Here is a 17,522-nt window from a genome sequence, read left to right as displayed (position 1 = left end):
GGATGCATGAGCGTCAGCAGCAGAAGCGCGGTCGCCATTCACGCATTGACGAAATTGGCGCAAGGCGGGGAGAGTTCGTTGACGTCTGTGGAGATCGCGGAGAGCTTGGCGAGCAATCCGGTGCTGGTTCGACGCATCCTCGGCAACCTGCGTGACGCCGACCTGGTGCGGTCCACGGAGGGTCGCGGCGGGGGCTGGACGCTCGCCCGCCCTGCTCGCGAGATCACTCTCTTCGACGCCTATCGCGCCGTCGAAGGTTCGCCGGTGCTGTCTCGACATGCCCACCCGCCCAGCGCCGAGTGCGAGGTCGGTCGTCATATGCAGGCGATCGTCGACGAGCAGTTCCGCAACGCCGAGCAGGCCATGGAGGAGCAGTTGGGTCGGACGACCATCGCGCACCTGCTCCAGAAGGTATTCGACATCGAGCGAGCGGCGCGTATGCGCTGATCACAGGACGGCGGGAGACCGCCGTTCTTTTTTACCCGAACTGTAACCGTATTGGTTGCGGTAAAGCTGGGAGAGGGAACCCATGACATCCACGAGACTCGAAACCGACCACGCTGGTTCAGGCCTGGCGTTACTGGCGGTGCTCATGCCCGCGATGCTGGCGACGGTCATCGCCAGCGACATGGTCAATCTGCTGCTACCGGCGATAGGCGCCGAGTTCGACGCCTCGGAAGCCGAATTGGCATGGGTCGTCACCGGATTCCTGCTGATGTTCTCCGTCGGCATCCCCTTCTACGGACGCCTGTCGGACCGAGTGAGCCTGCGGACCCTGTTCGTGGTCTGCCTGACAACCTATGCCGCGGGCAGCCTGGTCAGCGCGCTCGCCCCGAGTCTGCTCGCGCTGGTGGCGGGGCGCATCGTGATGGGCATCGGCGCGGCCGGGATCCCGGTGCTCACGATCCTGGGCGTGACCCGGTTGCTGCCGGCGGAAAAACGCGGGATGGGCATCGGGGTGATCTCCGCCGCGGCAGGAATCGGCACCGCGGCCGGACCTGCCCTCGGTGGGGGCATCGGACAGCTGCTCGGCTGGCACGCACCGTTCTGGCTGATGGTCGCCATCGCGCTCGTACTGCTGCCGTTGATCTGGCGAGTCCTGCCCGCTGACTCACCGACCACCGCCGAGCGGTTCGACCTCACCGGCGGCATCCTGCTCGGTGCAGGCGCCGGACTGCTGCTGTTCGGAATCACCCAGGCTCAGGTCGCCGGATTCACGGCGCCCTCGGCGTGGGGATGCCTCGTCGTCGGCATGGTCACACTCGTGGTGTTCGTCGGTCGCAATCGGCGCATCGACCGGCCGTTCGTCCCACCCGCACTGTTCGACAACCAGGTCTTCCGGATCGCTGTGATCGTCGTGTCGCTGGCAATGAGCATCAACCTCGGCGCCCTGGTGTTCGTGCCGATAGTGCTCGTCGACGTCGACGGCCTCGATCCGGGCACCGGCGCGCTGGTCATGATCCCGGCCGGCCTCGCCGTCGCGATGCTCTCACCGCTGAGTGGACGCCTGGCCGATCGCATCGGTGCCCGCACCCCTACGCTGACCGGTCTGGCTGTGATGGGACTGTCCGCAGTATTCCTGTCCACTGTGGCCGGAGGCGGTTCGCTGGTCCTCACCGCAATCGGGATCACCGCACTGTGCGCCGGCTTCATCTTCGTGACGACGCCGATCATCAGCGCCGCGGCAGGCGCTCTGGCTCCCGCACAGGCCGGCATCGGGCTCGGGATCCTCCAGGGCGCCCAATTCCTCGGCGCCAGCGCGGGTCCGGCGCTCTTCGGCGCCTTGGTCAGCGCACGACGACAAGCCGGTACCGACGCCCTCAACCCCCTGAACGACACGGGATCCGGGGCGGCATTCTCGGACGCCTTCCTCGCGATGGCCTTCGTCGCCTTCACCGCACTGATCATCGCCCTGTGGATGCGCCCTACTCCCGCATCGAACGAACTGCCATGAAGACCCTGCTTGGAAGTCCTTACTGGCAAGCCGCTGGACCCCACCTCGAGGCCCTGGCCGAATCGAGAGACGGCCGATCGCGACCTCACCACAGAATCTCGGTCAGACGGTCGGTCGCTCGGATCAACCAACCGGGATCGCCGTGCCGACGCCCCCAGAGTGCGGCCTTGATCGCCCGGACCTGCGCCCATCGACGGGCACGATCACGGTCGATACCCGCTGCTTCGCAAAACAAGTCCAGTCCGCGACGAATACCGGCGGCCGGATCGGGGGCGAACAGCAGCGGCGCGAACCGGTAGCTGCGAAGGACGGTGATCGTGTCGTAGGCGGGGTCGCCGACATACCCCTTGGGATCGATCGCGAGCCAAGGCTCCCGTTCTCCCACCAGCACATTCGCATCATGAAGGTCGCCGTGGACGAGGGTCTCGGGCTGGCCCGGACCGAGATCACGCAAGGTCTCGGCCGCGGCATCCAGAACGCGGCGGGGGAGTGGATCGCCCAGTTCGGCGGCCGTCGTGCGGAGCTCGTCCGTCCAGTCGGCGACCAGGTCGCTCAAGCGCGGCAGCCCGGCGGGGGCGTCGATCGCCAAGCGGTGGGACAGTTGCCCGAGTATGCCGACTGCCTCGTCGAAGTCGGCGATGCTTGCGAGAGTTCGGTGGCCCGCACGCTCGAGCAGCATCGCGAACCGTTCGTCATCACGGTCGAACAATTGCACCGCACCCCGTCCGTTCCAGGTGGCGAACGCGTCCGGCTCGAACACGTTGCCCAGGTGCGGAAAGGAGATCTTGACAACCGCGGGCGGCAGATCCGGACACAGCACCGGAATGACGATCCCGACGTGGCCGTGCATGACCGGCCCGTCAGGAGTGCACGACCACCGTTGCAGTAATTCATCCGCCAGCCGGGGCAGTGTCGCGATCCATACCCGCCCGGGTTCACCTTCCCGACTGATTGTTTCGCGGGTGAAGACCTCTGGAATCTCGATCATGAGACGACCCTAGGCGTCCATCTCGAGCCGCGGACACCGCCGATGTGACGTATCTCGCCGCCCTCGAGTCTGGTCTCCGCGATGACGACCGGCATAGCCTGAGACACCGCGCAGGAGCGAAATCGACTGCACTAGAAGGATATTCGGTGCAAACCGGACATTCTCGGTTCGGTAGTCGGCCAGCTGGTTTCGACACGCGCACACTGCCGTCCCGGGACGTCTACATCCGGGCCGACGGCAGAATCATGGCAAGGAGCTACACCGGTGCCGGTTCGTCACAATGACCTCAGCCCCGTCATCACCCGCCGCGGCGCACTCGCCGCACTGGCACTGCTCGCTGCTGCCGGCTGCGGCGGTTCGGTCGCGGCCACCACCGGCAAGCCGCACTGGGACTACGACGCCGAGGGCCCCGAGCACTGGGCCGACCTCGACCGCGGCTACTCGGCCTGCCGAGTCGGCCACGCCCAATCGCCGATCGACCTGGACAGCCCCACCGAACTACACCCGTCCGACCACATCGAGATCGACTACCGCCCCATCCCGTCGGTGAACCTGCTGAACAACGGGCACACCGTGCAGGTGAGCGCCCCAGCGGACTCCGGCAACCGCATCGTCGTCGACGCAACGCCGTTCACCCTGACCCAATTCCACTTCCATCTCCCCAGCGAGCACACCGTCGACGGTGCCGAGACCGCCATGGAACTGCATTTCGTCCACACCGCCCGATCGGGCCGGTTCGCCGTTCTCGCCGTCCTCCTGAACGCGCACACCGACCCCACCCCGCTGAGTCGGATCCTCACCGCCGCCCCGAACCGCTCAGGGCTCACCCGCGCGGTCGCCACTGTCGACCCGCGCGATTTCCTCCCGGCCGACCTCGCCCAATTCCGCTACCAGGGCTCCCTGACCACGCCCCCGTGCACCGAAGGTGTCGAGTGGATCGTGCTGCGCCACCCCGCGCCGGTCGCAGCCCCTGATGTCGACAACTACCGCGCCCTGTTCCCGCACAGCAACCGACCCACTCAACCGCGCAACGGCCGCCCGGTAGTCCTCGCCGGACCCAACTGAGCCCGCTCGGCACAGGCACCTAATCCTGTGGACGGAGGGTGAGAATCTGTTCGGCAACCCCGACCGGGCCGCGAATGTCGTGCAGGACGGTACTGGTGAGTCCTTGCCCGGTGTGGCCGAAGGTGACGGTCGTGTCGAGACCGGTCCATTCGCCTTCGGGTTGCCGATAGAGATGGACCGTCAGGTCCAGGTTGGGAAACATCCACTTGGTGGGCTCCTGTCGCACCGCGATGCCGTTCGCGGTGTCGACGAGCGCGAGGTAGGAAGCCAGGGGATCGGCTGGTTCCGCGGACACCAAGTCCATCGGTGAGTGCACCCACGCGGTGGTCCGCCCGGGTTGGGGAATGCCGACCGGGCGGGTATCGAGCGAAGCGATGTAGCCGCCGGGCCACACCGAGGTCAGCGGCCAGGACGCCAATGATTCGGGGGTGGGAAGCCGCTCGGGCTCCCCACCCGCGACGCCCGCACTGTCCTGCGCGCTCAGAAACCACGCGCGGGCCGAGACGACGCTGCGCCCGGCGATGGTGACGGTCGCCTCGACCAGTTCGATGGTGCGACCCGGGCGGATGGTCCGAACGTCGATGTCGAACTCCCCGAACGCGATCCTGCCCAGGATGTCGAAACTGATCCGGCTCATGGCCAACGCTGGGCGCTGTTCGTGGGCGCGTGTTCGCTGGATCTCGTGCACGATCAGCCCGCCGAGGGGGCTGAAGTGCTGCTCGGCGGTGTCCCACGCTCCACCCGCGTGGGCAGTCGGCGCGAAGCGGTGAGCACCGACCCGGTGGAAGTAGGACGTGGGTGCGATCGTATCTCTCACATTTATCAACCTACGGGTCGAATTTTCATCCTGCAAGTCGTCTGATCGTCCTGATGGTCGGCTGTTGGTGGCAGATAGAATCATGCGATGACCGCGACCACGGACGAGAGCGTCGCGCCCGCAGGGCGTGCGGAGAGACGACGCGATCGACGCAAGGCGGAGATGATCGACGCCGCATTGCAGATCTTGTCCAGCGTCGGCTATCAGGGAATGCGATTCGAGGACGTCGCCGAACGCTCCGACATCGCGAAAGCGACTCTCTACTACTACTTTCCGAGCAAAGACGCCTTGGTCTCGGCAGCATTGGAAAAGCTGACCGCTGACGTGCTGACCCATCTCGGCGAGGCACTGGAGACCGCGGCCGGGCTCTCCTCGGCCGAACAGCTGCGCTCGCTCATCGCCGAGCAGTTGCGCGTTCTGACGGTGCTCTACCCGGAAGTGGGCAAACTCTTCTCCTTCCCCGCGCCGTGGCCCGACGAGCACGGTGAATCCATCAAGACCATGCGTCGACGCCACGACCGGATCTTCCGTGCGGTCATCGATCGCGGTGTCGCGTCAGGTGAGTTCGATTGTTCGGACCCCTCCGTGGCGCTGCACTGCCTGCACGGGATCCTGAATCATGCTTCGATCTGGCTCCGGCCCGCCGCGGACCCGGAGGGGCGAACGCGTGAGGCCGTTGTCGACGAATCCATGCGGCTGTTCCTGCGCGCCTGAAGCCTTGTCGGCCATCGCCTTCCGCACGTCAGGATGCGGTTCGCGGCATCGTCAGTCGGCAGCGCGGGGGAGCAGTCCCAGGGTGAGGTGGCGGACCAGGTCGTCGAGTAGCTGCTCGGAGTCGTAGTCGGCGGTGTAGCCGGAGCCGACGAACGTGGCCAAGCCCTGGAGAGCGGCCAGGGCGGTGACGCCGAGCCGTTTCGGGTCGCCTGCCACGATCTCGCCGGCGGCCTGACCATCGGCGATGAGGGTGATCGGCACCGCGAACGCCCGGTCGGCGGCCTGCTGGATGTCGGCGGAGGTGGAGTTGTTTCGGCGCGCGAACATCAGCGGCAAGAGCTCGAGGTTGTCGACGGCGAATCGGAGGTAGGCGTAGGCGACGGTTTGCAGGCGTGCCGTGATGGGTCCTTCGATCACGGCTTGTTCGAAGCAGGCGCCGAGGCGTTCGAGCCCGGTGACGGCCAGCGCGTCGAGCAGTGCCTGCTTGTCGCGGAAATGACGACTCGGGGCCGCATGGCTGACGCCGGTGTCGCGGGCCAGTTGACGCAGCGACAGCCCGTCCACGCCGGCCTCGCGCAGTGTCGCCTCCGCGCGCGTCAGCAGCGCGGCGCGGAGGTCTCCGTGGTGGTACGGGGTGTGCAGGGACATGGTACGAGCAGGATATCTGACGGCCACCCAATGTTTGCGTTGACTACTTTGTTGTCGCTGACTACATTGACGATTGCCATGACTGACAACACCGCGCCCACCCGCACACAGCGCAGCATGCCGATCCGCGAATGGCTGGCCCCGATCACCCTGGTCACCATCCTGGCGGCGCTCCTGGGCACCATGTACCTCGGCTACACCGCCGACCCCGAAAAGCACCTGCACGACTTCCCGATCGCCCTGGTCAACCAGGACGTCGGCGACACCGTCGGTGGCAAACCCGCCAACATCGGCGCACAGATCACCTCCGCGCTGAGCGAGAACATCCCCGCCGACAAGATCGACCTGCGCCCACTCGGCATCAACGAAGCCCAGCAACAGCTGCAGAACGGCGAGGTCTACGGCGCCATCGTCATCCCCGGCGACTTCACCAAACGCGTCGCCATCCTCGGCGCCGCCTCGATCGTCCCGGGCCAGGTCGAGCAGCCCATCATCTCCGTGCTCACCAACCCGCGGGCGGGCACCCTCGCCGCACAGATCATGAACACCGTCGCCGACCAGGCCATGACACAGGTCAACAGCACCGTCGGCACCCAACTCGCCGAACAGGTCCGCACCGCGGCCGGGGCCACACCACTCAGCGGCGCCGCACAGCTACAGCTCGCCGAGCCGATCGACGTCGTCGTCACCGCCTACCACCCGCTCCCCGAAGGCACCGGCCAGGGCTTGGCGGCCTTCTTCTACACCCTGGTCCTGCTGATCGTCGGATTCAGCGGCGCGATGATGATCAATTCACTCGTCGACGCCTCACTCGGCTATGTCCCCGCCGAATACGGCCCATGGCACAAGGCCACCACCCCGGCCCCGATCAGCCGCTGGCGCACGCTGCTCATCAAATGGGGGATCGCCGCGATCAGCGCCCCACTGGCCTCCGGCGTGTTCCTCGGCGTCGGCACCCTGCTGACCATGGCGATCGAGCGACCACTGATGCTGTTCCTCTATGGCACACTGGCCATCGCCGCCATCGCGGTCACCGCCCTGTCGGTGATGGCCGCCTTCGGCACGGCAGGCCTGATGATCAACCTCATCGTGTTCGTGGTGCTCGGAATCCCGTCATCGTCGGGCACCATCCCGCTCGAGGCGACACCGCGCTGGATCGCCGACATGGCGACGTTCGAACCCATGCACCAGATCTACCTGGCCGTACGCGCCATCCTGTTCTTCGACGGACACCTCGAAGCAGGCATGGCACAGGGTCTCTGGATGACCTGCGCGGGACTGGCGATCGGCCTGATCGTCGGCGCGGTCGCCACCAACACCTACGACCTGCGCGGCATGCTGCGACTCGGCATCGAGCACGCGCCCGCGCAGTAACTGATCAATCCATGTGGAAGGGCCCTGTGATGCATGAGTTCGAAGCCCCGGCTTCCTACACGATTCCCGAGCACGCGAACAATTCCGACAGTGTGTTCCTGCACGCCGAGCACTCGCCCCACACGGTGTTGTTCAACGTCTCCAACGGCAGCGGCGAACTCACCGATGTCACCGCGGCCGAGTTCGCCCGAACGGTCACCGACGTGGCGAAGGGCCTCATCGCGTCGGGTATCGAACCCGGTGACCGGGTAGCGATCATGGCGCCCACCCGCTACGAGTGGGTCGTGCTCGACCACGCGATCTGGGCCACCGGCGGCTGTACCGTGGCCATCTACGACAGCTCCGCCGCCGAGCAGGCCAAGTGGATCCTGCAGGACTCCGCGACGAAACTGCTGATCGTCGACAGCGACCAACACCGCCGGATCATCGAGGAGATCGACGACCGCGCCCTGCCCGACCTGCGAGAAATCCTGCAGATCGACACAGGTGCCGTCGCGGAATTGACCACGCGCGGCGCCGACCTCGACGACGCGGCCGTACACACCCGCCGAGCCGAGGTCGGCGCGAGCTCCCCGGCCACCCTGATCTACACCTCGGGCACCACCGGACGCCCCAAAGGCGTGATCCTCACCCATGGAAACCTCTACGCCGAGTCGAAATCCGACCGAATCGCGCTGGGGGAGTTCGTCACCGAGGGCAACAAGACACTGATGTTCCTGCCGCTCGCCCACGTCTTCGCGCGCGCGGTGACGCTGGCCGCGCTCGACGCCAAGGTGGTCGTCGCGTTCAGCTCCGACTGGTCCACACTCGTCGACCAGTTCGGCAGCTTCCGGCCGCATTTCATCCTGGCGGTGCCGCGAGTGTTCGAAAAGGTCTTCAACGGCGCCAAGCAGAAGGCACACGCCGGCGGCAAGGGAAAGATCTTCGACCTGGCCACCGAGACCGCCATCGCCTGGAGCGAATCCCAGGACACCGGCGGCCCCGGAATCGTCCTCGGACTGCGCCACGCCCTGTTCGGCAAACTCGTCTACCGCAAGCTGCGCCTGGCGCTCGGCGGACGATGCGAGGCGGCGGTATCCGGTGGTGGACCGCTCGGCGCGCGGCTCGGTCACTTCTTCCGCGGCGTCGGGATCCCCGTGTACGAGGGCTACGGACTCACCGAGACCACCGCGGCGATCACCGTGAACACCCCGGCCGATACCCGGGTCGGCACCGTCGGACGCCCGACCGAAGGCCACGCCGTCAAGATCGCCGACGACGGCGAACTGCTGCTACGCGGCCCTGTCGTGTTCCACGAATACTGGGGAAACCCACAGGCCACCGACGACGCCTTCGCCGACGGCTGGTTCCAGACCGGCGATCTCGGCAGCATCGACCGCGACGGCTACCTCACCATCACCGGCCGCAAGAAGGAAATCATCGTCACCGCGGGCGGAAAGAACGTCTCCCCGGGCCTGATGGAAGACTCGCTGCGCGCCCACCCGCTGATCAGCCAGGCGATGGTGGTCGGTGACGGCCGTCCGTTCGTCGGTGCCCTGATCACCCTCGACCCCGAAGCACTCCCGGCCTGGAAGCAAAGCCACAACCTGCCCGCCGACACCACGAACGAGGCTCTGATCGACAACCCGGATCTCGTCGCGGAGATCGATACGGCCCTCGCCGACACCAACAAGAAGGTGTCCCATGCCGAGGCGATCAAGAAGGTCCGCATCCTGCCCGTCGACTGGACCGAGGCCACCGGCGAACTGACACCGAAGATGTCACTCAAGCGAGCAGAGGTCATGAAGAAGTACGCCACCGAGGTGGACAAGATCTACGAACCCGCCGCCAGTAGTCACTGACACCCATTCCGGCACTTCCGGCTGTTACGTCTAACTAAATACCGCGCACAGTACCGAACCAACCCCGTCGAGTTCGTACTCTCACCTGGACCGCGCCCGGCGCGCGGCACCGGAACAGGGGTTGAACACAGCAGATGGCTATATCTGACGTCGAGGCGTACACGCATCTCTCGCCGACCGACATCGAAGAGTTCGGGCAACGCCTGGACGCGTTGCGCAGACAGATCGAATCCAGCCTGGGTGAACGCGACGCGAAATACATCAAGACCGTCATCCGCGTTCAGCGAGCATGCGAGATAGCCGCCCGGCTCGTGCTGATCGACTCGGGTCGGAAAAGCAGTTGGTGGTGGGGGACAGGCCTGCTCACCTTGTCGAAGGTGCTCGAGAACATGGAGATCGGGCACAACGTCATGCACGGCCAGTGGGACTGGATGAACGACCCGGAAATCCACTCCACCACCTGGGAATGGGACCATTCCATGCCCGCCGCCCATTGGAAGGAAGCGCACAACTACCGCCACCACGTCTTCACCAATGTGCTCGGGCTGGACCCCGACGAAGGGTACGGGCTGCTCCGCATCACCCGTGACCGGCGCTGGCGTCCGTACCACCTGGGCAACTTCGTCTACCTCGTCCCGGTGTCACTGCTGTACGAGCTGGGTATGTGCGTGTACCACCTGGAGATCCCGCGTGTGCTGGCGGGCAAGAAGGACAAGAAGAAGTTCCGGCAGGCGCGCGACGAAATCGCCCAAAAGGCAGGTAAGCAGCTGCTCAAGGACTATGTGATCTTCCCGGCGGTAACCGGTCGGAACTGGAAATCGACGATCCGCGCGAACGTCACCGCCAACCTCACCAAGAATGTGTGGGAGCAGATCATCACCTTCTGCGGACATTTCCCCGACGGCGCGGAGAAATTCACCAAGCGCGATATCGAGGGTGAGACCCGTGGCGAATGGTATCTGCGCCAATACCTGGGCAGCGCGAATATCGACGTCGGTCCCCTGATGCGCATCCTTTCCGGCACGCTCAGTCATCAAATCGAACATCACCTGTTCCCGGACCTGCCGAGCAACCGGCTGCCCGAAATCCAGCGTGAAGTGCGCAAGCTCGCGGCCGAATATCGCCTGCCGTACACCACCGGCAGCCTGGTCCGTCAGTACGCGCTGACCCTGCGCACCATCGCCAAACTGTCGTTGCCCGATAAGTACCTCACCGCCGATGCCGACAACGCACCGGAAACCAGCTCCGAAAAGGCTGCCGAATCGCGCCGGCTCACCGCCGTTTTGGTCTGATCCTCTATGGCACACCGCATCACGCGATAAAAGCTATGCGGTGTGCCGTCCAGGCACCTTCGATGGTTTCGTCACTGTGACGAATTGAAGCCGGGGAAGTGGGAGGGGGAGTGCTGGAGCCTTGGGCGGCCGGTTCGGCTTACCGAGGATACGGGCCCAGATTCGCCGATGAGCACATTCGCCGCGAACGGTCATGAATCGACCAGACCGAGAAATATCCGGATTCGCCAGCTTTCCTTCGGATGTCCCAGGATGTGGCCAATCGAGCTCGCGAGTACTGGAAGTGCGCACACCGACGCGGCAATCCAGGGAAGCGACAGCGAGTGCCTGTCAGTATGCGATGCAACTATGCATGCACGGCAAACATTCGCAAAAACCCCTTCCGACAGGCCGCCTTCAAACGCCGATAATGCACATTATGTCAAGTAGTCACTACCCTGGCGGCCAGCACAGCTGCGAGACCTTCCCGCAGGTCCTTGACGAAGTACTCGGGAACCTCCAGCGACGGGAAATGTCCCCCGCTGTCGGGCGATCCCCATCGGACGATCTGCCGGTACCGCTCTTGCGCCCAGACCCGCGGGCACTTGTCGACGTCACGTGGATACATGGTGATTGCCGATGGAACGTCGACACGAAGTTCGGGGTCGAGCGAGTTGTGGCTTTCGTAGTAGATACGAGCGGCCGATGCGCCGGTCCGCGTGAGCCAGTACAGCGTGACGTTGTCGAGAACCCGGTCAATGGAAATCGTCTCGAACGGGCTGTCTTCGGTGTCTGTCCACTCGGCGAACTTGTCGAGGATCCAGGCCAGGAGTCCGACCGGTGAGTCGACGAGCGAGTAGCCGATGGTCTGCGGTCGCGTCGCCTGCTGCTTCGCGTATGCCGCGCGGTGCCGCCAGAAATCGCGAGTCTCCTCGGTCCAGGTGCGCTCGGCGGCTGTCAGCCCGTCCGTCGTCAACCCGGGCGGTGCCTCGGCGAACGTCGAGTGGATGCCGAGAACGTGCGCCGGGAATCTGCCACCGAGAACCGTGGTGATATTGCCTCCCCAGTCGCCGCCGTGAGCCAGGAACCTGTTGTAGCCGAGCCTTGTCATCAGCTCTACCCAGGCGGCCGCGATCTTCTCGGTCCCCCAGCCTGTGGTGGCCGGTTTGTCGCTGTAACCGAACCCGGGCAGCGAGGGAACGACAACGTGGAACGCCGGCGCGTCCGCGTCCTGCGGATCCGCCAACTCGTCTACTGCATCGGTGAACTCGGCGATGCTGCCCGGCCAGCCGTGCGTCATGATCAGCGCGGTGGCATCGGCGCGCGTGGATCGGCGGTGCAGGAAGTGGATTTCCAGACCGTCGATGGTTGTGCGGAACTGGCCGATCCGGTTGAGGCGCTCTTCGAACGACCGCCAGTTGTATTCGGTGCGCCAGTAGTTCACGACCTCGACGAGGTCGGCGAGCGGAACCCCCTGCTCCCATCGGCGCGGGTCGGGCGCGGCGCGATAGACAGTCTCGGGCTCCGGTAGTCGTGCCGCGGCCAGTCGTGCGCGCAGATCGACGAGGTCGGTGTCGGGTGCGTGGGCTTCGAATGCTTGGACATCGCTGATCGGATTGGGCACGAGACCTCCTGCGATTGGTGAACCGTCTTAGACGGTTCTAACATGACGATATGTCAGCGCGCAACCAGCTAAGGTGGTTCCATGCATGCTGAGTTCCCTGACTTCCGCCTCGGCACTGTGCTGGCGACCAGCTTCACGGCGACGCTGACGGAGCGCTCCGGCGACGCGGTGGAGCGCATCCCCACGCCGCAGCGGCTCGTCGACTGGCTGACGGTGAGCGGCCTGGCCGTGAGTTCCTGCACCACCGCCCAGCTCGCACTCGCACGGGAATTGAGGGAGGCGATTCACCTCGCCGCGACCGCGACCGCGATGCACGACACTCCCCCGGCCTCTGCAGTCCGAGTCATCAACGACCGCAGCATTCAGGGCCGCGCGTCGGCGGTCCTGACGCCCGAGGGCGATCGGCACTGGCGACTCAACTCGGATTCCCGCGTCGACGACGCGCTGGGTGTCATCGCCGCCGATGCGATCAGCATCCTCGCCGGCGAGCGCGACGGAAAATTGGCGTTGTGCGCATCGCCGACCTGTCGAGCCGCATTCTTCGACACCAGCCAGAGCCGCACCCGCAAATGGTGCGACATGAACACGTGCGGGAATCGTCAGAAGAAGGCGCGCTTCAATGATCGGAAAGCAGGATTACCCGTAGCGAACAGGTAATCAGCAGGCGGTCTCCCGGTGGATGGACACTCCCCCGTCCGACGTGCGCGAGAACTCCTTAGCGTGCGCAGCACAGCGGATGGGAGTTGTCATGAACACACACACTTCGGTAGCACCCGTCGATGCGGGCGATGTCGGGCAGGTCGACTACGAAACCGATGTTCTGATCGTGGGATACGGGTGCGCGGGTGCGGCAGCTGCGCTCGAGGCGTTTGCCGCGGGCGCCGATGTCATCGTGCTGGAGAAGCTGAGTGGTGGCGGCGGGTCTTCCGCGCTGTCGGGCGGCGAGATGTATCTGGGCGGCGGCACCGAGATCCAGCGGGCCTGCGGGTTCGACGACACCGCGCAGGATATGGAAGCGTTCCTGCTGGCCGCGCTGGGACCGGACGCCGACCGGGAGAAGGTCGGCCTCTACAGCCGGGAGAGCGCACGGCACTTCCAGTGGCTCGTCGACCACGGCGTCCCGTTCAAACCCTCGTTGTGGGACTCCCCCACCTGGGTGCCGCCCACTGATGACGGTCTCATGTGGATGGGCGAAAAGGCTTGGCCTTTCGCCGATCTCGCGAAGCCGTCGCCGCGCGGACACCGGGTCACCTCCGACGGTTTCGGTGGCAAGGTGCTGATGCAGAAGCTGTTCGAGGCCGTCGCCGCGACCGCGGTGGCAGTGCACACCGACACCAACGCGATCCGGCTCGTCACCGAAGCCGGACGTGTGGTCGGTGTCGTGGCGAAGCAGTACGGCCGGTACTACACCTACCGTGCTCGACGTGGCGTCGTCTTGACCACGGGCGGGTTCGCCGACAATGCCGCGATGGTGGCTCAGCACGCACCGCAACTGGTCGGGCTCGGTGTCAACAGTGACGGCGGTGACGACGGGCGCGGCATCGTGATGGCACAGGCTGTGGGCGCCGCGGTGCGGCACATGTCCGCCGCACAGGTGGGGATCTCGCTGATTCCGGGGATGATGGTGCGCGGCATGATCGTCGACGACATCGGCAGGCGCTTCATCAACGAGGATGTCTATCCCGGGCTGGTCGGCCAGGCCGCGTTGTTCAAGCACGGCCTGAAGGTGTGGGTGATCCTGGACGAGCAGGCCTACGAGGAAGTGCCGGAGAACGAACGGTGGGGCGTACAACCGCATTTCGTGGCCGAGACTCTCGACGATCTCGAACAGCAGATCGGTATGCCGCCCGGCGCGCTGGCGACGACGGTCGCCGAATACAACCGGCACGCGGCTGACGGGCAGGACCCTTACTTCCACAAGGCGGCGCACTGGCTGCGGCCGCTGCGGGCACCGTTCGCCGCGATCGACGTCCAGCGCGGCATCGCCCCGCCCGAGTACGGCGAAGCGGGCCGTGGCGGAGCTGAGGTGTTCACCATCGGTGGACTGCACACCACGGTCGACGGCCGAGTCCTCGACTTGGACGGCGCACCGATCCCGGGTCTGTTCGCCGCGGGCAGGGCAACGTCGGGCCTGCATTCGTGGGGCTACATCAGCGGCACGTCGCTCGGCGACGGCACCTTCTTCGGTCGCCGCGCCGGTGTCGCCGCGGCCGCGCCGCCCGCTGCGTCCTGAACCGAGTCGGCGGCTACCGAAACAGGGAGTCTCACCATGGCGATCGTCGAGCCGGGCAGTACCTGGGCGCCGTTCGGGCAGCGCTTGGCCACCACCACGAACGAGCGGCACCGCACGGTGCTCGGAATGGCACGCCGCAGCAACGTGCTCGAATCCGAGCTGGATCGGCTGGTTGTCGATGATCATTGTGTGGTGAACGAGGGTTTCCTGAAACTGATCTACGCGGAGTCGGAGTGACAGGCGCGCGCCGGGCGGACATCGCGACCATGCTGCTCGACCGGCTCGGTGACCAGCGGCTCGGCCTGCGCACCCGCGACGCCGAGTGGAGCTGGGATGCGGTGGTCCGGGAGTCGGCTGCCCGTGCGGAGCTTGCCCGCACGCTGCGCCGCGACGGCCCGTTCCATATCGGGGTGCTGTTGGACAATGTGCCCGATTTCGTCTTCTGGCTGGGCGCGGCGGCTTTGGCGGGTGCGACGGTGGCGGGTCTCAATCCGACCCGGGGCGACGCCCAATTGGCTGCCGATATCGGGTATGTCGACTGTCAGTTGATCGTCACCGATGCCGCGGGGATGGCGCGGCTGCGGCAGCTGGATCTCGATCTGGCCGGGGATCGGTTCCTGCTGGTCGATGATCCAGGCTATGGCGCCCGGATCGATGCCTGCCGGGTGCCGCCTGCGGCGGTGGGTGGGCCGGACTCGCTGCTGCTGTTGCTGTTCACGTCCGGCACCACCGGTGCGTCGAAGGCGGTGCGGTGCACTCAGCGCCGTCTGTCGGTGGTTGCCTACGCGGCGACGGCGAAGTTCGGGCATGTGCGCGAGGACGTGGACTACTGCTGTATGCCGCTGTTTCACGGCAATGCGATCATGGCGTTGTGGGCGCCTGCGTTGTCGGTCGGTGCGACCGTCTGCCTGACGCCGAAATTCTCTGCGTCGCAGTTCCTTCCGGATGTTCGGTACTTCGGGGCGACCTTTTTCACCTATGTCGGCAAGGCGCTGGGGTATCTGCTGGCCACGCCCGAAACCGCAACGGATTCCGACAATTCGCTGGTGCGCGGATTCGGTACCGAGGCGTCGGTGGCCGATCAGGACGAGTTCCGGCGCCGTTTCGACGCGCAGCTGTTCGAGGGGTACGGCTCCAGCGAGGGCCCGAGCCTGGCCGCCCTGGATCCGGCCGCGCCGCCCGCTGCGCTCGGCAGGCCGGCGCATCCCGGTGTGGCGGTGGTGAATCCGGATTCGTTGCGGGAGTGCGCACGGGCCGAGCTCGACGAGTACGGCCGGGTACTCAACCCGGATGAGGCCATCGGGGAGATGATCGACAAGGCCGGTGCGCTCGCGTTCGAGGGCTACTACAAGAACGAAGTCGCCGACGCCGACCGTCTGCGCAACGGCTGGTATTGGACCGGGGATCTCGGCTATATCGACACCGGCGGATTCCTGTACTTCGCCGGTCGCAAGGGCGACTGGATCCGGGTGGACGGCGAGAACACCTCGGCGCTGATGATCGAGCAGGTTCTGCGCCGTCATCCCGCTGTCATCGCCGCCGCCGTGTTCGGAGTGCCCGATCCGCGTTCGGGCGATCAGGTGATGGCCGCCGTCGAGGTCGCCGATCCGGGTGGTTTCGATGTCGACGCGTTCACCGAATTCCTCTGTGCGCAATCCGATCTCGGCGGCAAAGGTCTCCCCCGGCTGCTGCGTGTCTCGGCGAATCTTCCGGTGACGGGATCGAACAAGGTGCTCAAACGCGAACTGCAAGAGCAGGCGTGGCGCACCGATGAACCGGTGTACCGGTGGGTGGGGCGTGGCCGACCGGTCTACGGGCGCATGACCGAGGCGGACCGGCGGTCGGTGGAGTCGGAGTTCGCCGCGCACGGCAGGCAGCGCATGCTGTGACCAGCTCGCGCCTGCGAGACCTCAGGTGAGTAGCCGGATCAGGCCGCCTGCCAGGTAGGTCACCTGGTCGTCGAAGAAGTGGACCAGGTCGTCGGCGCTGGGGATCGCGCCGCGGCGGTGGTTCCATTCCTCGGCGCGGCTCAGTGCCTGGAGGAAGACCATGAGCGCGGTGGCCCAGCGCTGTTCGAGCCGGATGGGGTCGGTGTCGGGAAAGGTGCGCCGGACCTGGTGCAGCAGGACCGCGCGCAGGTCTTGTTCGGCGGCGTCGAGCGCGGGGTGGTTCTGTGCCGACATCTGGGCGACGATAGCGATCCAGCGCATGCCGCGCGTGCGGTGGCGCGAGAGCAGTTCCCGGTACGGGTCGGTGACGGCGCCGACGAGTTCGTCGACGGTCGGCGCGTGCTCGCGGCCGGCGAGCGCGTCGACGTTGGCGCGGATGCGGTCGCGCACACCGGCTCCCAGGTCCAGCAGCACCGCGGCCAGCAGGTCGTCTTTCGTGCCGAAGTGGTAGTTGACCGAGGCGGGGCCCAGCCCGGCGGCGGCGTTGACCGCGCGGACCGAGACCGCGTCGACGCCGTGGGTGGCGAAGAGTCGCTCGGCGGTCTTCACCAAACGCGTGCGCGTCGCGTTTCCTTGGCGATTGGCGACCGGAGTGGTCGGATTCGTGTCGACTGTGCCGGTCATCGGGTCTGCCAGCGGCAGTGCGCGCGGACGCTCAGGCCGGACTCGTCGAACCAGCCCTGGGCCAGGGCGTAGTCGAGCATGGCGGTGAATCGTTCCCGCCAGGTGAGGTCGGTGCCGAAGTGGTCGCCGAGTTCGTCTTCGAGGCGCTGGGTGCTCAGCCACACGTGGGTGCCGTCGAATTCGCCCCAGCCGAGGAGTACATCGTGGAGGCGCACTGTTTCGGGTGTCGCGTGGACGAGTACCGACAGCGAGTCGAAGTCGGTGGACTGGGCCAGCGTGACCGGTGGCTTCCGCCGCGGATCGATGTCGAGAAACATGGTCGGACTCCTCGCGAATCGGCGCCGGTGACCGCCGGGAAAATTGGATCAACTGATCCAATCATCGACATCTGACACGGCCGGTGTCAACAGTCGGATCGGT

The 17,522-nt window shown here is 66.0% G+C and carries 17 protein-coding genes; 11 read left to right on the top strand and 6 right to left on the bottom strand.

Features of this window, described 5'->3' with window-relative positions; translation table 11 throughout:
- Positions 1-6: 6 nt before the first annotated feature.
- Together ACFQ9R_RS17640 and ACFQ9R_RS17635 are read left to right on the top strand one after the other, a co-directional pair.
- Positions 7-447, top strand: a complete 441-nt coding sequence (locus tag ACFQ9R_RS17640) for an Rrf2 family transcriptional regulator (RefSeq protein ID WP_378991793.1) — start codon at positions 7-9, stop codon at positions 445-447.
- A gap of 82 nt (positions 448-529) precedes the next feature.
- The gene (locus ACFQ9R_RS17635; RefSeq protein ID WP_378991792.1) at positions 530-1,954 is read left to right on the top strand and encodes an MFS transporter; all 1,425 of its coding nucleotides are present in this window, start codon (positions 530-532) and stop codon (positions 1,952-1,954) included.
- Between the two features lie 85 nt (positions 1,955-2,039).
- Here the strand turns inward: ACFQ9R_RS17635 and ACFQ9R_RS17630 are convergent, their stop codons facing one another.
- Positions 2,040-2,942, bottom strand: coding sequence for an aminoglycoside phosphotransferase family protein (locus ACFQ9R_RS17630; RefSeq protein ID WP_378991791.1), 903 nt, complete (start codon positions 2,940-2,942; stop codon positions 2,040-2,042).
- 264 nt (positions 2,943-3,206) lie between these two features.
- On the opposite strand from ACFQ9R_RS17630, the gene ACFQ9R_RS17625 reads away from it, so the two are divergent.
- Positions 3,207-4,007 carry a carbonic anhydrase gene (locus ACFQ9R_RS17625; protein WP_378991790.1) on the top strand — a complete coding sequence of 267 codons (801 nt, stop codon included), beginning with the start codon at positions 3,207-3,209 and terminating at the stop codon, positions 4,005-4,007.
- 19 nt (positions 4,008-4,026) lie between these two features.
- On the opposite strand, the gene ACFQ9R_RS17620 is transcribed toward ACFQ9R_RS17625, so the two are convergent.
- Entirely contained in the window at positions 4,027-4,824 is a 798-nt protein-coding gene (locus tag ACFQ9R_RS17620; RefSeq protein ID WP_378991788.1) for a thioesterase family protein, read from the bottom strand.
- Between the two features lie 87 nt (positions 4,825-4,911).
- Between ACFQ9R_RS17620 and ACFQ9R_RS17615 the strand changes: the two genes are divergently transcribed.
- The gene (locus tag ACFQ9R_RS17615; protein ID WP_378991787.1) at positions 4,912-5,538 is read left to right on the top strand and encodes a TetR/AcrR family transcriptional regulator; all 627 of its coding nucleotides are present in this window, start codon (positions 4,912-4,914) and stop codon (positions 5,536-5,538) included.
- A 51-nt stretch (positions 5,539-5,589) separates the two neighbouring features.
- Here the strand turns inward: ACFQ9R_RS17615 and ACFQ9R_RS17610 are convergent, their stop codons facing one another.
- A complete protein-coding gene (locus tag ACFQ9R_RS17610) occupies positions 5,590-6,186 on the bottom strand; it encodes a TetR/AcrR family transcriptional regulator (protein ID WP_378991785.1) in 597 nt (198 codons plus the stop codon).
- A gap of 78 nt (positions 6,187-6,264) precedes the next feature.
- Here ACFQ9R_RS17610 and ACFQ9R_RS17605 point away from each other — a divergent pair, with 78 nt between their 5' ends.
- The 3 genes from ACFQ9R_RS17605 to ACFQ9R_RS17595 all read left to right on the top strand — a co-directional run bounded on the left by ACFQ9R_RS17605 (position 6,265) and on the right by ACFQ9R_RS17595 (position 10,693).
- Positions 6,265-7,560: a DUF3533 domain-containing protein gene (locus tag ACFQ9R_RS17605; protein ID WP_378991784.1), complete on the top strand. Its 1,296-nt coding sequence runs from the start codon at positions 6,265-6,267 to the stop codon at positions 7,558-7,560.
- A gap of 29 nt (positions 7,561-7,589) precedes the next feature.
- On the top strand, positions 7,590-9,401 hold the full coding sequence (locus ACFQ9R_RS17600; RefSeq protein WP_378991782.1) for an AMP-dependent synthetase/ligase: 1,812 nt from the start codon (positions 7,590-7,592) through the stop codon (positions 9,399-9,401).
- Between the two features lie 134 nt (positions 9,402-9,535).
- Positions 9,536-10,693 carry a fatty acid desaturase family protein gene (locus ACFQ9R_RS17595; protein WP_378991781.1) on the top strand — a complete coding sequence of 386 codons (1,158 nt, stop codon included), beginning with the start codon at positions 9,536-9,538 and terminating at the stop codon, positions 10,691-10,693.
- A gap of 421 nt (positions 10,694-11,114) precedes the next feature.
- Here ACFQ9R_RS17595 and ACFQ9R_RS17590 read toward each other — a convergent pair whose 3' ends face one another.
- On the bottom strand, positions 11,115-12,296 hold the full coding sequence (locus tag ACFQ9R_RS17590) for an epoxide hydrolase family protein (protein WP_378991779.1): 1,182 nt from the start codon (positions 12,294-12,296) through the stop codon (positions 11,115-11,117).
- Between the two features lie 81 nt (positions 12,297-12,377).
- Here ACFQ9R_RS17590 and ACFQ9R_RS17585 point away from each other — a divergent pair, with 81 nt between their 5' ends.
- From ACFQ9R_RS17585 to ACFQ9R_RS17570, 4 genes are all read left to right on the top strand, one after another.
- Positions 12,378-12,953 (top strand): CGNR zinc finger domain-containing protein, encoded by a 576-nt coding sequence (locus ACFQ9R_RS17585; protein WP_378991778.1) that lies wholly within the window; start codon positions 12,378-12,380, stop codon positions 12,951-12,953.
- Between the two features lie 91 nt (positions 12,954-13,044).
- Entirely contained in the window at positions 13,045-14,529 is a 1,485-nt protein-coding gene (locus ACFQ9R_RS17580; protein WP_378991777.1) for an FAD-dependent oxidoreductase, read from the top strand.
- Between the two features lie 36 nt (positions 14,530-14,565).
- A complete protein-coding gene (locus ACFQ9R_RS17575; protein ID WP_378991775.1) occupies positions 14,566-14,766 on the top strand; it encodes a hypothetical protein in 201 nt (66 codons plus the stop codon).
- A gap of 29 nt (positions 14,767-14,795) precedes the next feature.
- Positions 14,796-16,418 (top strand): AMP-binding protein, encoded by a 1,623-nt coding sequence (locus ACFQ9R_RS17570; RefSeq protein ID WP_378992047.1) that lies wholly within the window; start codon positions 14,796-14,798, stop codon positions 16,416-16,418.
- Between the two features lie 21 nt (positions 16,419-16,439).
- Here the strand turns inward: ACFQ9R_RS17570 and ACFQ9R_RS17565 are convergent, their stop codons facing one another.
- Together ACFQ9R_RS17565 and ACFQ9R_RS17560 are read right to left on the bottom strand one after the other, a co-directional pair.
- Positions 16,440-17,102 carry a TetR/AcrR family transcriptional regulator gene (locus ACFQ9R_RS17565; RefSeq protein ID WP_378991774.1) on the bottom strand — a complete coding sequence of 221 codons (663 nt, stop codon included), beginning with the start codon at positions 17,100-17,102 and terminating at the stop codon, positions 16,440-16,442.
- The gene (locus ACFQ9R_RS17560; protein ID WP_378991773.1) at positions 17,099-17,419 is read right to left on the bottom strand and encodes a hypothetical protein; all 321 of its coding nucleotides are present in this window, start codon (positions 17,417-17,419) and stop codon (positions 17,099-17,101) included. The genes ACFQ9R_RS17565 and ACFQ9R_RS17560 overlap by 4 nt, the downstream gene beginning before the upstream one ends.
- Positions 17,420-17,522: the final 103 nt, after the last annotated feature.

The sequence above is a fragment of the Nocardia sp. NPDC056541 genome, assembly GCF_042794235.1.
Classification (GTDB): domain Bacteria; phylum Actinomycetota; class Actinomycetes; order Mycobacteriales; family Mycobacteriaceae; genus Nocardia.
The sequence above is the reverse complement of the archived record's forward strand: the minus strand, read 5'-3'. Positions and strand labels throughout refer to the sequence as shown.